This is a genomic window from Cupriavidus sp. SZY C1 (assembly GCF_032190535.1).
GTDB lineage: Bacteria > Pseudomonadota > Gammaproteobacteria > Burkholderiales > Burkholderiaceae > Cupriavidus > Cupriavidus pauculus_C.
Map to the genome: position 1 here is coordinate 159009 of NZ_JAUANU010000008.1, position 13195 is coordinate 172203.

Below are 13195 nucleotides of genomic sequence, written 5' to 3' on the forward strand. Positions count from 1 at the left end.
CCCGGCACATCTGGCATATACCAAAGGAGACCTGCGATGAGCATCGATTACAGCCAGAAGATTCCCAACAACGTGAATCTGTCGGAGGACCGGGCGCTGCAGCGTGCGCTGGAACACTGGCAGCCGGCCTTCCTGGACTGGTGGCGCGACATGGGCCCGGACGGCTCGCACAATTTTGATGTCTACCTGCGCACGGCGGTGTCCGTGGACCCGTCGGGCTGGGCGCATTTCGAGCACGTCAAGATGCCCGACTACCGCTGGGGCATCTTCCTGCAGCCGGCCGATGCCGAGCGCAAGATCCATTTCGGCGAGCACAAGGGCGAGGCCGCGTGGCAGGAAGTGCCGGGCGAGCACCGCGCCAACCTGCGCCGCATCATCGTCACGCAGGGCGACACCGAGCCGGCGTCGGTGGAGCAGCAGCGCCATCTGGGCCTGACCGCCCCGTCGCTCTACGACCTGCGCAACCTGTTCCAGGTCAATGTGGAGGAAGGCCGCCACCTCTGGGCGATGGTCTACCTGCTGCACCGCCACTTCGGCCGCGACGGCCGCGAGGAAGCCGAGGCGCTGCTGGGCCGCCGCTCGGGCGACGAGGACAACCCGCGCATCCTGGGCGCCTTCAACGAACGCACGCCCGACTGGCTGGCGTTCTTCATGTTTACCTACTTCACCGACCGCGACGGCAAGTTCCAGCTCTGCGCGCTGGCCGAGTCGGGCTTCGATCCGCTGGCCCGCACCACGCGCTTCATGCTGACCGAGGAAGCGCACCATATGTTCGTGGGCGAATCGGGCGTGTCGCGCGTGATCCAGCGCACCTGCGAGGTGATGCGCGAGCGCGACATCCGCGACCCGGCCGATGTGCGCGCGGCCGGCGTGATCGACCTGGAGACGATCCAGCGCTACCTGAACTTCCACTACAGCGTGACGATCGACCTGTTCGGCGCCGACCAGTCATCGAACGCGGCCACGTTCTACAGCGCCGGCCTCAAGGGCCGCTTCGAGGAAGGCAAGCGCGCCGACGACCACGTGCTCAAGGGCGACGTGTACCGCATCCTGGAAGTCCAGGACGGCCGGCTGGGCGAGCGCGAGGTGCCGATGCTGAATGCGCTCAACGAGGTGCTGCGCGACGACTACATCAAGGATTCGATGGGCGGCGTGGCGCGCTGGAACAAGGTGATCGAGAAGGCCGGCATTGACTTCCGGCTGACCGTGCCGCACAAGGCGTTCAACCGCAAGATCGGCTCGCTGGCCAACCTGCACGTGTCGCCCGAGGGCCAGGTCATCAGCGAGGCCGAGTGGCAGGCCCGCCAGCACCAGTGGCTGGCCACCGACGCCGACCGCCAGTTCGTGGCGTCGCTGATGGGCCGCGTGGTGGAGCCTGGCAAGTTCGCCAACTGGATCGCGCCGCCGGCCATCGGCATCAACCGCCAGCCGGTGGATTTCGAGTACGTCCGCTTCAACTGAACACCGACCGACACGGGACCGACGATCATGGGCGCCGCCGACATCATCAAGCAACATCTGATCGATCCGGAAATCTGCATTCGCTGCAACACCTGCGAAGACACGTGCCCGATCGATGCCATCACGCACGACGACCGCAACTACGTGGTCAAGGCCGACGTCTGCAACGGCTGCGGCGCGTGCCTGTCGCCCTGCCCGACCGGCGCCATCGACAACTGGCGCACGATGTTCAAGGGCCAGGCGTACACGCTGGACGCCCAGTTCGGCTGGGACGAACTGCCGCCCGAGGTGCCGCTCAGCGAATCGGCCATCGAGGCCGCGGCGGAGGCGGAGGCAGCCGACGCGGCCGCGGATGCCGCCGGGCAGGCCATCGGCGACGCCGCGCAGGCCAGCCGGGCCCCGGTGCTGCAGCAGGTGGAAACCAGCCGCCACACGTCGCCGCGCGCGCCGTGGTCGGCCGCCCATCCGTACGTCAACCTGCACGGCATCCGCGAGCCGCTGACCGCCACCGTGGCCGGCAACTACCGGCTGACCGAGGCCGATGCGTCGAGCGACATCCACCACATCGTGCTCGACTTCGGCAACCAGTTCTTCCCTGTGCTGGAGGGCCAGGCCATCGGCATCGTCCCGCCGGGCACCGATGCGTCGGGCCGGCCGCACTACATCCGCATGTACTCGGTAGCCAGCCCGCGCGACGGCGAGCGGCCCGGCTACAACAACCTCGCCCTGACCGTGAAGCGGGTGGACACCGACCACGACGGCAATCCCGTGCGCGGCGTGGCGTCGAACTTCCTGTGCGACTTGGAGAAAGGCGCCACGGTGCAGGTGACCGGCCCGTTCGGCAACACGTTCCTGATGCCGAACCACCGCGAAGCCAGCGTGATGATGATCTGCACCGGCACGGGATCGGCGCCGATGCGGGCCATGACCGAGCGGATGCGCCGCAACATGGCGCAGTTCGACGGCCGCCGGCTGCTGTTCTTCGGCGCCCGCAACCGCCGCGAACTGCCCTACTTCGGCCCGCTGCTCAAGCTGCCCAAGGACTTCCTGGACATCCACTTCGCGTTCTCGCGCGACCCCGACGTCCCGCGCCGCTACGTGCAGGACGCAATCCGCGAGGCCGCCGCCGACGTCGCCACCCTGTTGGCGGACCCGCACGGCTATAGCTACATCTGCGGGCTCAAGGGCATGGAGGAAGGCGTGCTGGCCGCGTTCCAGCAGGTCTGCACCGACGCCGGCCACGACTGGCCCGCCATCGAGGCGCAGCTGCGCGCCGAAGGACGGCTCCATATCGAAACCTACTAACGCGTTGGTGCGGCAGGCCGCCTTCGGCCTCGATTTGCAACTTCCCATCTGAAACCTGATACCTATAATGTTTCTCAAGAAACAGGAGTTCAGGCGATGCAATCGAGGCAGATCCCGGAGACCGCGTCCGACGGCCCTGACGCCGGCGTGACGCTGACGAAGGCCGTGATGCGCGCCGCCGGCTTCCTCGGCATCAGCCAGGCCATCGTCGCCAACGTACTCGGCATCAGCACCGCCTCGGTCTCGCGCATGGCGTCGGGCGGCTATGTGCTCGACGCGCATCGCAAGGAATGGGAGTTCGCCATCCTGTTCGTCCGCCTGTTCCGCTCGCTGGACGCCATCCTGGGCCACGACGAGCAGGCCCGGCTCTGGCTGACCCATGACAACATCGCGCTGGGCGGCAAGCCGCTCGAACTGATCCGCACCACCGAGGGCCTTGTCCGTGTCGTTCACTACCTGGACGCCACCCGCGGTCGCCTCTGAGCGCCGGCCGTTCGCGCTGACGCTCTGGCGCGCCGTCGAGGCCCAGCACGTGGTGTCGACCATGGCCCTGGTCGACACGCTCGCCGAACACGCCGTACTCGAAGCGGTGATCGACGCCGGCAAGCCCGCCGTCCCGCCCGACGCGCGCCACCTGCACTACCTGATTTCCACCCCCTTCCGCTATCCACCCACCGAAGCCGGATCGCGCTTCCGCGGCGGCCAGGACCCCGGTGTCTTCTACGGCGCCGAGTCGCTTGCCGCCGCCTGCGCCGAGCTGGCCTACTGGCGCTGGCGGTTCCTGATGGAAAGCCCGGCACTGCCCCGCATCGACGCCCGCGCCCAGACGCTGTTCCAGGCGGGCGTCAAGACCACCGGCGTCGCGCTGGACGCGCCTCCGTTTGCCGACGATGCGGCGCACTGGTCCGACCCGGCCGACTACGACGCCTGCCAGACCTTCGCGCGCGTCGCACGCGAGGCGGGCGCCGGCCTGATCCGCTACCCCTCGGTGCGCGACCCGTCCCACGGTGCCTGCGTGGCCGTGCTCACCCCCCGCGCATTCGACCCGCCGCAACCGCTGGCCGCCACCCAATGGATGCTGACCGTCCGCCACGACCGCGTGATCTGGCAGCGCGACGACCTGCGCCAGCGCGAGAGCTTCGAAGTGGAAACCACCGCGTGGCAGCCGGTGCGGCAACGCACAAGCGAAAGTCCCGACACGCCTTGAACGCGCGACCCGAATCCCGCTCCAATGAAAGAGCAGACGTCGGTATCACATAAGTTTTAAGTTTCTGTTGCAATGCGCCAACCGACCTCCTATAATCACAGCTTCGACGGACGCGGGGTGGAGCAGTCTGGCAGCTCGTCGGGCTCATAACCCGAAGGTCGCAGGTTCAAATCCTGCCCCCGCAACCAACCGATCCTTGCTCAATCGGTACCGTCAACAGCAAGCCCGCATCAAACCCGCCACTGGCGGGTTTTTTGTTTTCCGGCGCCCGTCATCCGCCGCTCGTCCGGCCCCCGTTGCGCCCGGCTCCGCACCCCGCGCCCTTGGCGCGTTGTCTCACGCAGGCGCCCCGGCGAGCCCCCGTCGCGGTGATACACTTGCCCCCATTCTTCCCGGACGCCTCCCATGAAATTCTGCTCGAACTGTGGTCATGCGGTTGTGCTGCGCGTGCCAGAAGGCGATAACCGCCCGCGCAGCATGTGCGACAACTGCGGCACGATCCACTACGTCAATCCGCGTAACGTCGTCGGCACGATCCCGGTCTGGGAAGACAAGATCCTGATCTGCAAGCGCGCCATCGAGCCCCGCTACGGCTTCTGGACGCTGCCCGCCGGATTCATGGAAATTGGCGAAACCACGGCCCAGGCCGCCGCGCGCGAGACGCTGGAAGAAGCCGGCGCCCGCGTGGAGGTAGGCGAGCTGTTCTCCATGCTCAACGTGCCGCACGTGCATCAGGTGCATCTTTTCTACCTGGCGCGCCTGAACGACCTGGACATCGCGCCGGGCGAGGAAAGCCTGGAAGTGAAGCTCGTCGACGAGGCCGACGTGCCCTGGGACGACCTGGCCTTCCCCACCGTGATCCATACGCTGCGCTGCTTCTTTGCCGACCGCACCGCCGGCAAGATCGACGCAGGCAATTTCCGCCTGCATACGCTCGACATCGACAAACCCATGCGGCCGCTGACCAGCCGCGCCACCGTCACACCGTGACCGCGACGCCCGTCGCGACGCCTTCCCACCCGGCATGATTACCTGGCTCGACCCGCAGGATCCGTTTCCGCCGGTCGACCGCGCGCTCGGCCCCGCCAGCGACGCGCCCGGCCTGCTGGCCGCCAGCCGCGACCTGACGCCCCAGCGGCTGCTGCTGGCCTACCGGCAGGGCATCTTTCCCTGGTATTCCGAAGGCCAGCCAGTCCTCTGGTGGAGCACGGACCCGCGCATGGTGCTGACGCCGTCCGCACTCAAGGTGTCGGCCACCTTCCGCAAGACCCTGCGCCGCGTGCTGCGCGATCCCGACTGGGAAATCCGCGTCGACGACAACTTCGTGGCCGTCATGCGCGCCTGCGCCATGACCCGGCGCGACGGCCAGCTCGGCACGTGGATCACCGACGAGATCATCGCGGCCTACACCGCACTCCATCGGCTCGGACTCGCCCACTCGGTGGAAGCCTGGTACCAGGGCGAGCGCGTGGGCGGGCTCTACGGCGTGGCGCTGGGCCGCATGTTCTACGGCGAATCGATGTTCGCGCACCGCACGGACGCCTCCAAGATCGCGCTGGCCGCGCTCTGCGGATTCCTGGACAGCCACGGCGTGACCATGATCGACTGCCAGCAGGAAACCGACCACCTTGCGTCGCTGGGCGCCGCGCCGATCCCGCGCAGCACCTTCATCGCCCACGTCCGCGCCGCCGCCGGGGCTGGCGCGATCGAGCCATGGCGTTTCGACAAGCGCGAACTGGCACGCTGGACCGGCCCCAACGGCCACGCCGACGCGCCCGGCGCCGCCTGACCGCCTACCGGCTGGCCCGCCCTTCAAGCCGGCCCACGCGGACGCCGACTTCCGCCACCGCCTTGGACAAGCCATCGAGCCGCAGATTGGTCTCGTCCATCCACCGGTTCGCATCGTCGATGCGGCGGTTGGTGTCATCGATACGCCGGTACGTATCGTCGAACCGGCCACCGATGCGCTTGTCCATTTCGTTCATCGCCACGGTCAGCGGCGTGACCTGCGCGTGGATTTCGGTCCGGACCATGCCGACGAACAGCTGGCGCTGGTAATCGAGAATGCCGAAGACGCTGACGACGATGCCGAGGCTGACCCCGACCAGCGCCGCCAGGTCGGCATGACGCCCCCTTTTTTGCTGGCCGACCCGGCCCCCGGCTTCGATAGGCAATGACGCCATGATGTGCTCCTGAAGTATCAGTGCCGCCATCGTACAAACCCAGGGCGCGCCGCACCATGCGACGAGTCTCAAAATGGGGGCCGGCGATCCATTGTTGTCCTGCAGACGTTGCCCGATGGGCTCTGATAGACTGCCACTCAGGCCGACACAGGCGTCCGACGCGCCCCCTTCATTCGACGTCATGAGCAAGCTGAAGGAACTTCCGCTATCCGCGCTGCAGTTTTATGCGACGGCGCCGTACGCCTGCAGCTACCTGGAGGGCCGCATGGCGCGGTCGCAGGTGGCCACGCCCGCCCACCTGATCAACGCCGACGTCTACTCCCGGCTGGTGCGCGCCGGGTTCCGCCGCAGCGGCATCTTCACCTACCGCCCCTATTGCGACGAATGCCGCGCGTGCACGCCGTGCCGCGTGCTGGTGGACCAGTTCCAGCCCGACCGCAGCCAGCGCCGCGCCTGGCGCCAGCACCAGGGCCTGCAGGCGCTGGTGGCGCCGCTGACCTACGTCGAGGAACACTACGCGCTGTACCTGCTCTACCAGTCGATGCGCCACGCCGGCGGCGGCATGGACCAGGACAGCCGCGACCAGTACGAGCAGTTCCTGCTGCAAAGCCGCGTCAATTCGCGGCTGGTGGAATTCCGCGAGCCGCCCGGGTCTGCCGAAGCCGGCAAGCTGAGGATGGTCAGCATGATCGACGTGCTCGACGACGGCCTGTCGTCGGTCTACACGTTCTACGATCCGCTCGTCGCCGGCGCCAGCTACGGCACCTACAACATCCTCTGGCAGATCGCGCAGACGCGGGAGCTGGGCCTGCCGCACCTGTACCTGGGCTACTGGATTGCCGACAGCCGCAAGATGGCCTACAAGGCGCGTTTCCAGCCGCTGCAGGTGCTGACCGGCAACCAGTGGCACGCGTTCGAAGGCCCGGCGGTAGTGCCCGAGCCGCCCGCGCGGCCGCAGCCGGGTCCGGCGCAGGAATAGGCACGGGACCCGGCGCGCGGCGCCGCCATCCACGGCGAACCGGGGTCTGGCGGACCCGAACGGCTACAATGCCGCCCTGTTCCGACACCTCGCCGGCCCCGCCGCCCTCCTGACCGTGCTCAACGCGCTCTATCCCCTGTTTCGCCCCGCCCTGTTCTCCATGGATGCGGAGGACGCCCACCATTTCACCCTGAACAACCTGATGCGCGCGCAGCGCCTGGGGCTGGCCGGCTGCATCGGCAATGCCATTCCCGACGATGCGCGCACCGTGATGGGCATCCGCTGCCCGAATCCCGTGGGCCTGGCGGCCGGGCTGGACAAGGACGGCGCCTATATCGACGGGCTGGCCGCGTTCGGCTTTGGCTTTATCGAAGTGGGCACGGTCACGCCGCGCGCGCAGGCCGGCAACCCACGCCCGCGCATGTTCCGGCTGCCGCAGGCCGATGCGCTGATCAACCGCATGGGCTTCAACAACGGCGGCGTGGATGCGTTCATCCGCAACGTGCAGGCGTCGCGCTGGAAGGCCGAGGGCGGCGTGCTGGGGCTGAACATCGGCAAGAACGCCGACACGCCGATCGAGCGCGCGGCCGACGACTACCTGTACTGCCTGGAGCGCGTCTATCCGCACGCCAGCTACGTGACGGTGAACATCTCGTCGCCCAACACCAAGAACCTGCGGCAACTGCAGGGCGCCAGCGAGCTGGACAGCCTGTTGTCCACGCTCAAGGCCGCCCAGCAGCGCCTGGCGGACCAGCACAAGCGCTACGTGCCGGTGGCGCTGAAGATCGCGCCGGACCTCGATGACGACCAGATCCGCAATATCGGCGACGCGCTGGTGCGGCACGGGATCGACGGGGTGATCGCCACCAACACCACCATCTCGCGCGACGCCGTGCAGGGGCTGCCCCATGCCGACGAGGCCGGCGGCCTGTCCGGCCGGCCGGTGTTCGAGGCGTCGACGCGCGTGGTGCGCGAGCTGCGCCGCGTGGTTGGCAATGATCTGCCAATCATCGGCGTGGGCGGCATCTTCGACGGCGCCGGCGCGCGGGCCAAGATCGACGCCGGCGCGCAGCTCGTGCAGGTCTACAGTGGCCTGATCTATCGCGGCCCCACGCTGGTGCGCGACTGCGCCGCCGCGCTGCGCCGAGGCTGACCGCGGCCCGGAGACGCCTGTCGGCCATCAGGCGCTTTCGCGCCGAAATCGACATTTCGGCGCAATTTCTTGCGGCGCACCCCTCCCCCGCGGGTATTTATCGGCAGGATATGCCGCCATGCAGCACCAAAAGCGATCCCAGCGGGGGCCGAAAATGGTATGCTCGCAGGCTTCGCGCCGTCGTATCCGATGTGACCACGCGCCCCGCCCGCACCTGCCGCCGGGCGTGCGGCGCACTCAGCCGGACCGCCGGGCAGCCCCGCGGCATCCGGCATGCCGCCGGCGCCCGGCAGGACGGCTGCGCGTACCGTTTGCGGCTGACTGACTGAAAAGCACCGAATCCTTCGGGGGAGAACAACTACATGCTGCGTCTCAAGGCATCCACCACCCAGTCCATCCTCGGCAGCGCGGTTGCGCTGGCCCTGCTCTACGGCGGCGCCGTGCAGGCCCAGACGGCGACCGTGAAGGTCCTGTCGATCGTGGACCACCCGGCGCTCGACGCCATCCGCGACGGCGTGCGCGACGAGCTGAAGGCCGCCGGCTACGACGCCGACAAGAACCTCAAGTGGGAATACCAGAGCGCCCAGGGCAACCCGGGCACCGCCGCCCAGATCGCCCGCAAGTTCGTGGGCGACCAGCCGAGCGCGATCGTGGCCATCGCCACGCCGTCGGCCCAGGCCGTGGTGGCCGCCACCAAGAGCGTGCCCGTGGTGTACTCGGGCGTGACCGATCCGGTGGCTGCGCAGCTTGTGAAGGCGTGGACGGCATCGGGCACGAACGTGACCGGCGTGTCGGACAAGCTGCCGCTGGACAAGCAGGTGTCGCTGATCAAGCGCGTGGTGCCCAAGGCCAAGACGGTCGGCATGGTGTACAACCCCGGCGAGGCCAACTCGGTGGTGGTGGTCAAGGAACTGAAGGACCTGCTGGCCAAGCAGGGCATGTCGCTGAAGGAAGCCGCCGCGCCGCGCACCGTGGACATCGGCCCGGCCGCCAAGAGCCTGATCGGCAAGGTCGACGTGATCTACACGAACACCGACAACAACGTGGTGTCGGCCTACGAATCGCTGGTCAAGGTGGCCAACGAGTCGAAGATCCCGCTGGTGGCGTCCGATACCGACAGCGTCAAGCGTGGCGCCATTGCCGCGCTGGGCATCAACTATGGCGACCTGGGCCATCAGACCGGCAAGGTCGTGGTGCGGATCCTGAAGGGCGAGAAGCCGGGCGCGATTGCCTCGCAGACGTCTGACAACCTTGAGCTGTTCGTGAACACGGGCGCCGCCGGCAAGCAGGGCGTGACGCTGGCGCCGGACCTGGTCAAGGAAGCCAAGACCGTCATCAAGTAATACTGCCGCACGCCGCGCGCCCTACCCTGCGGCGCGCGGCCCGAGGCGCCCCCCATGGCCCTATCCGGGCCGGCCGGACGGCCCGCAAAGGATTTCCCCAATGTCTCTCTTTTCCCTGCTGGGTGCCCTGGAGATCGGCCTGATCTTCAGCCTCGTCGCACTCGGGGTGCTGATCTCGTTCCGCATCCTCAACTTTCCCGACCTCACCGTCGATGGCAGCTTTCCGCTGGGCGGCGCCGTCGCCGCGACGCTGATCTCGGCCGGCCAGGACCCGATCCTGGCCACGCTGGCGGCCATTGTGGCCGGCGCCATTGCCGGCTGGATCACGGGCTGGCTCAACGTGCGCCTGAAGATCATGGACCTGCTGGCCAGTATCCTGATGATGATCGCGCTCTACTCGGTCAACCTGCGCATCATGGGCCGCCCCAACGTGCCGCTGATCACCGAGCCGACGCTATTCACCATGTTGCAGCCCGAATGGCTGCCCGACTACGTGCTGCGCCCGCTGGTGCTGTTCGTGGTGGTGGTGGCCGCCAAGCTGGCGCTGGACTGGTTCTTCTCATCGCAGCTTGGTCTGGCGATGCGCGCCACCGGCGCCAACCCGCGCATGGCGCGCGCCCAGGGCGTGCCCACGGGCCGCGCCACGCTGGCCGGCATGGCGCTGTCGAACGCGCTCGTGGCGCTGGCCGGCGCGCTGTTCGCCCAGACGCAGGGCGGCTCGGACATCTCGATGGGGATCGGCACGATCGTGATCGGGCTAGCCGCCGTGATCATCGGCGAGACGATCATCCCGGCGCGCCGGCTGGTGTTCGTGACGCTGGCCGTGGTGATCGGCGCCATCCTGTACCGCTTCTTCATCGCGCTGGCGCTGAACTCGGAGTTCATCGGCCTGAAGGCGCAGGACCTGAACCTGGTGACCGCCGCGCTGGTGACGCTGGCGCTGGTGCTGCCGGCCACGCGCAAGAAACTGTTCGCCCGCAAGAACGGAGGTGCCTGACATGCTCCGCGCAGAGAACCTGAAGCTCACCTTCAACCCGGGCACCCCGATCGAGAACCGCGCGCTGCGCGGCCTGAGCCTGGAGATTCCGTCGGGCCAGTTCGTGGCGGTGATCGGCTCCAATGGCGCCGGCAAGTCGACGTTCCTGAACGCCGTCAGCGGCGACACGATGGTCGACAGCGGCCGCATCCTGATCGACGACACCGACGTCACGCGCCAGCCCGCGTGGGACCGTGCCCACCTGGTGGCGCGCGTGTTCCAGGACCCGATGGCGGGCACCTGCGAGGCGCTGACGATCGAGGAAAACATGGCGCTGGCCATGGCGCGCGGGTCGCGGCGCGGCTTCCGGCCGGCGCTGAACAAGGCGTCGCGCGAACTGTTCCGCGACAAGCTGCGGCTGCTGAACCTGGGCCTGGAAAACCGGCTGACCGACCGGATCGGCCTGCTGTCGGGCGGCCAGCGGCAGGCGGTGAGCCTGCTGATGGCGTCGCTGCAGCCGTCGCGCATCCTGCTGCTCGACGAGCACACCGCCGCGCTGGACCCCAAGACGGCCGCGTTCGTGCTGGAACTGACCGCGCGCATCGTCGAGGAAAGTCAGCTTACGACGATGATGGTGACCCACTCGATGCGCCAGGCGCTGGACTACGGCCAGCGCACGGTCATGCTGCATCAGGGACAGGTGGTGCTGGACGTCTCCGGCGACCAGCGCAAGGGCCTGGACGTGCCCGACCTGCTGAAGATGTTCGAGCAGACCCGGCACGAACAGCTCGACGACGATGCGTTGTTGTTGAGCTGAGCCTCCCACCACCGGAGACTGGCTCCCCCTCCCGCACAGCGGGAGAAGGGAGCAAACCATCTGCGCGGCCGACGGCTGTATCTGCTACTGAACCGCCCCGGCCTTCTCCAGCCACTTCGCCAGCTGGTCCGTGACCGCCGTGCTCGAAAACGAGCAGCTATCTTGGGCGAAGGCGGCCGACATCTCCATCCGGCGTAGCAATTCCTCCATGACCTGCCCGAACGCGGGCGGCAGCGACAGCGACGCGGCCGATGCGCGCCAGCGGGCGATCAGCTCGCCGACGGGCAGCGTGCCGGCCACGTGGGCATCCAGTGCCTGGCGCATGACGGCCAGCGTGTCCTGATTGGCGCTCATTACCGCGCCCTCCTTTCCTTGTAGAGTTCGCGGAACGTGCGGCCCGCCGGGGCGGGCATGTCGCGGGTGTCGGTCCAGCCCTTGCCGGCCATTGGCAGGCTGGCGATCAGCTTGCTGCGCCCGCCCATGCGGGACAGCAGGCGGGCGCCGATGCGCGTCAGGAATGCATAGAGGTCCGGGCGGCGCGCCACGTAGCCCCACGCCTGCAAGGCCACGCGCTCCTGCCACGGCCGCAGGTGGCGCTCCATCTGCTTCTCGCGCAGCTTGCGCAGCAGGTCGGACAGCGGGATCGATGCCGGACACACCCGGTTGCACTCGCCACACATGGTTGCAGCCTGCGGCAGGTCCACGGCATTGGCCAGCCCCACGTAGCTCGGCGTCAGTACGCTGCCCATCGGTCCCGGATAGACCCAGCCATAGGCGTGCCCGCCGATCTTCTGGTACACCGGGCAGTGGTTCATGCAGGCGCCGCAGCGGATGCAGCGCAGCATTTCCTGGAATTCGCCGCCGATCAGGCCGCTGCGGCCGCCGTCGACGATGACGAAATACATGTGCTCCGGGCCATCCTGCTCGCCGGGCGCGCGTGGGCCGGTCAGGATCGAGAAATAGTTCGAGATGGCCTGCCCCGTGGCCGAGCGCGGCAGCAGCCGCATCACCGTGGCCAGGTCTTCCAGCGTCGGCAGCACCTTCTCGATGCCGGTCACGGCCACGTGCACGCGCGGCATGATCGTGCACATGCCCTCGTTGCCTTCGTTGGTCACCACGGCCACCGAGCCGGTCTCGGCAATGATGAAGTTGCCGCCGGTCACGCCCATGTCGGCCGACAGGAACTCGGGTCGCAGCACCTCGCGGGCCTCGCGCGTCATCTCGGGAATGTCGGTCAGGCGCGGCTTGTTGTGGACCTTCGCGAACAGGTCGGCAACCTCGTCCTTGTCCTTGTGGATCACGGGCGCGATGATGTGCGACGGCGGCTCGGCATCGTTGATCTGCAGGATGTACTCGCCCAGGTCGGTCTCGATGCTCTGCACGCCCATCTCGCCCAGCACCTGGTTGAGCCGCATCTCCTCGGTCACCATCGACTTGCTCTTGATGACCTTCTTCACGCCGTGCTTCTGGGCGATCTCGGCCACCAGCCGCGCCGCGTCGGCCGTGGATTCGGCGAACAGCACCGTGGCGCCGCGCTGCGTCGCATTGTCTTCAAAGGTGGCGAGCCAGACGTCCAGGTTCTCCAGCGCGCGGTTGCGGCGCTCCTTCAGCGCGGCGCGCGTGGCGTCGAAGTCGATGTCGCGGATGGCATCGGCGCGGGCCGTGACGAACTTCGTGGACAGTTTCTTAAGGTTCTGCTGCAGCCGCTGGTCGGCCAGCTTCTGGCCGGCGCGCGCCTTGAACTCCATGCTGTGGACTTGCATCGTGGGGG

Annotated in this window: 14 protein-coding genes and 1 tRNA gene; 12 read left to right on the forward strand and 3 right to left on the reverse strand. The window is 68.0% G+C overall.

Features of this window, described 5'->3' with window-relative positions; genetic code table 11:
• The first annotated feature begins 36 nt into the window (after positions 1-36).
• From boxB to aat, 7 genes are all read left to right on the forward strand, one after another.
• Complete coding sequence (boxB, locus tag QTN24_RS14750; RefSeq protein ID WP_313837844.1) at positions 37-1461, forward strand: benzoyl-CoA 2,3-epoxidase subunit BoxB; 1425 nt, start codon at positions 37-39, stop codon at positions 1459-1461.
• A 27-nt stretch (positions 1462-1488) separates the two neighbouring features.
• Positions 1489-2766 (forward strand): benzoyl-CoA 2,3-epoxidase subunit BoxA, encoded by a 1278-nt coding sequence (boxA, locus tag QTN24_RS14755; protein WP_313837845.1) that lies wholly within the window; start codon positions 1489-1491, stop codon positions 2764-2766.
• Between the two features lie 96 nt (positions 2767-2862).
• On the forward strand, positions 2863-3249 hold the full coding sequence (locus QTN24_RS14760; protein ID WP_124684464.1) for an antitoxin Xre/MbcA/ParS toxin-binding domain-containing protein: 387 nt from the start codon (positions 2863-2865) through the stop codon (positions 3247-3249).
• Entirely contained in the window at positions 3209-3973 is a 765-nt protein-coding gene (locus tag QTN24_RS14765; RefSeq protein WP_172966062.1) for an RES family NAD+ phosphorylase, read from the forward strand. The genes QTN24_RS14760 and QTN24_RS14765 overlap by 41 nt, the downstream gene beginning before the upstream one ends.
• A gap of 111 nt (positions 3974-4084) precedes the next feature.
• A tRNA-Met gene (locus tag QTN24_RS14770) sits at positions 4085-4161 on the forward strand.
• A 217-nt stretch (positions 4162-4378) separates the two neighbouring features.
• Entirely contained in the window at positions 4379-4963 is a 585-nt protein-coding gene (locus tag QTN24_RS14775) for an NUDIX hydrolase (RefSeq protein WP_313837846.1), read from the forward strand.
• 34 nt (positions 4964-4997) lie between these two features.
• Positions 4998-5762 (forward strand): leucyl/phenylalanyl-tRNA--protein transferase, encoded by a 765-nt coding sequence (gene aat, locus QTN24_RS14780; protein WP_124684466.1) that lies wholly within the window; start codon positions 4998-5000, stop codon positions 5760-5762.
• 4 nt (positions 5763-5766) lie between these two features.
• Here aat and QTN24_RS14785 read toward each other — a convergent pair whose 3' ends face one another.
• Positions 5767-6156, reverse strand: coding sequence for a hypothetical protein (locus QTN24_RS14785; protein ID WP_313837847.1), 390 nt, complete (start codon positions 6154-6156; stop codon positions 5767-5769).
• 181 nt (positions 6157-6337) lie between these two features.
• Between QTN24_RS14785 and QTN24_RS14790 the strand changes: the two genes are divergently transcribed.
• The 5 genes from QTN24_RS14790 (at position 6338) to QTN24_RS14810 (ending at position 11424) form a co-directional block, all read left to right on the forward strand.
• Positions 6338-7135: an arginyltransferase gene (locus QTN24_RS14790; RefSeq protein WP_124684468.1), complete on the forward strand. Its 798-nt coding sequence runs from the start codon at positions 6338-6340 to the stop codon at positions 7133-7135.
• Between the two features lie 115 nt (positions 7136-7250).
• Positions 7251-8288 (forward strand): quinone-dependent dihydroorotate dehydrogenase, encoded by a 1038-nt coding sequence (locus tag QTN24_RS14795; RefSeq protein WP_313837848.1) that lies wholly within the window; start codon positions 7251-7253, stop codon positions 8286-8288.
• 362 nt (positions 8289-8650) lie between these two features.
• Positions 8651-9631 (forward strand): ABC transporter substrate-binding protein, encoded by a 981-nt coding sequence (locus tag QTN24_RS14800; RefSeq protein ID WP_124684470.1) that lies wholly within the window; start codon positions 8651-8653, stop codon positions 9629-9631.
• Positions 9632-9731: 100 nt separating this feature from the next.
• Positions 9732-10628, forward strand: a complete 897-nt coding sequence (locus QTN24_RS14805) for an ABC transporter permease (protein WP_124684471.1) — start codon at positions 9732-9734, stop codon at positions 10626-10628.
• A gap of 1 nt (position 10629) precedes the next feature.
• Complete coding sequence (locus tag QTN24_RS14810) at positions 10630-11424, forward strand: ABC transporter ATP-binding protein (RefSeq protein WP_124684472.1); 795 nt, start codon at positions 10630-10632, stop codon at positions 11422-11424.
• A gap of 84 nt (positions 11425-11508) precedes the next feature.
• Here QTN24_RS14810 and QTN24_RS14815 read toward each other — a convergent pair whose 3' ends face one another.
• Together QTN24_RS14815 and QTN24_RS14820 are read right to left on the reverse strand one after the other, a co-directional pair.
• Positions 11509-11778 carry a hypothetical protein gene (locus QTN24_RS14815; RefSeq protein ID WP_124684473.1) on the reverse strand — a complete coding sequence of 90 codons (270 nt, stop codon included), beginning with the start codon at positions 11776-11778 and terminating at the stop codon, positions 11509-11511.
• Positions 11778-13187: a LutB/LldF family L-lactate oxidation iron-sulfur protein gene (locus tag QTN24_RS14820; RefSeq protein WP_313837849.1), complete on the reverse strand. Its 1410-nt coding sequence runs from the start codon at positions 13185-13187 to the stop codon at positions 11778-11780. Before QTN24_RS14820 ends, QTN24_RS14815 begins: the two co-directional genes overlap by 1 nt.
• Positions 13188-13195: the final 8 nt, after the last annotated feature.

Coding starts and splice junctions, on each gene's coding strand:
- QTN24_RS14760 (WP_124684464.1), top strand. CDS start 2,863: ATGCAATCGAGGCAGATCCCGGAGACCGCGTCCGACGGCCCTGACGCC.
- QTN24_RS14815 (WP_124684473.1), bottom strand. CDS start 11,778: ATGAGCGCCAATCAGGACACGCTGGCCGTCATGCGCCAGGCACTGGAT.
- QTN24_RS14820 (WP_313837849.1), bottom strand. CDS start 13,187: ATGCAAGTCCACAGCATGGAGTTCAAGGCGCGCGCCGGCCAGAAGCTG.
- boxB (WP_313837844.1), top strand. CDS start 37: ATGAGCATCGATTACAGCCAGAAGATTCCCAACAACGTGAATCTGTCG.
- QTN24_RS14800 (WP_124684470.1), top strand. CDS start 8,651: ATGCTGCGTCTCAAGGCATCCACCACCCAGTCCATCCTCGGCAGCGCG.
- aat (WP_124684466.1), top strand. CDS start 4,998: ATGATTACCTGGCTCGACCCGCAGGATCCGTTTCCGCCGGTCGACCGC.
- QTN24_RS14775 (WP_313837846.1), top strand. CDS start 4,379: ATGAAATTCTGCTCGAACTGTGGTCATGCGGTTGTGCTGCGCGTGCCA.
- boxA (WP_313837845.1), top strand. CDS start 1,489: ATGGGCGCCGCCGACATCATCAAGCAACATCTGATCGATCCGGAAATC.
- QTN24_RS14810 (WP_124684472.1), top strand. CDS start 10,630: ATGCTCCGCGCAGAGAACCTGAAGCTCACCTTCAACCCGGGCACCCCG.
- QTN24_RS14785 (WP_313837847.1), bottom strand. CDS start 6,156: ATGGCGTCATTGCCTATCGAAGCCGGGGGCCGGGTCGGCCAGCAAAAA.
- QTN24_RS14790 (WP_124684468.1), top strand. CDS start 6,338: ATGAGCAAGCTGAAGGAACTTCCGCTATCCGCGCTGCAGTTTTATGCG.
- QTN24_RS14805 (WP_124684471.1), top strand. CDS start 9,732: ATGTCTCTCTTTTCCCTGCTGGGTGCCCTGGAGATCGGCCTGATCTTC.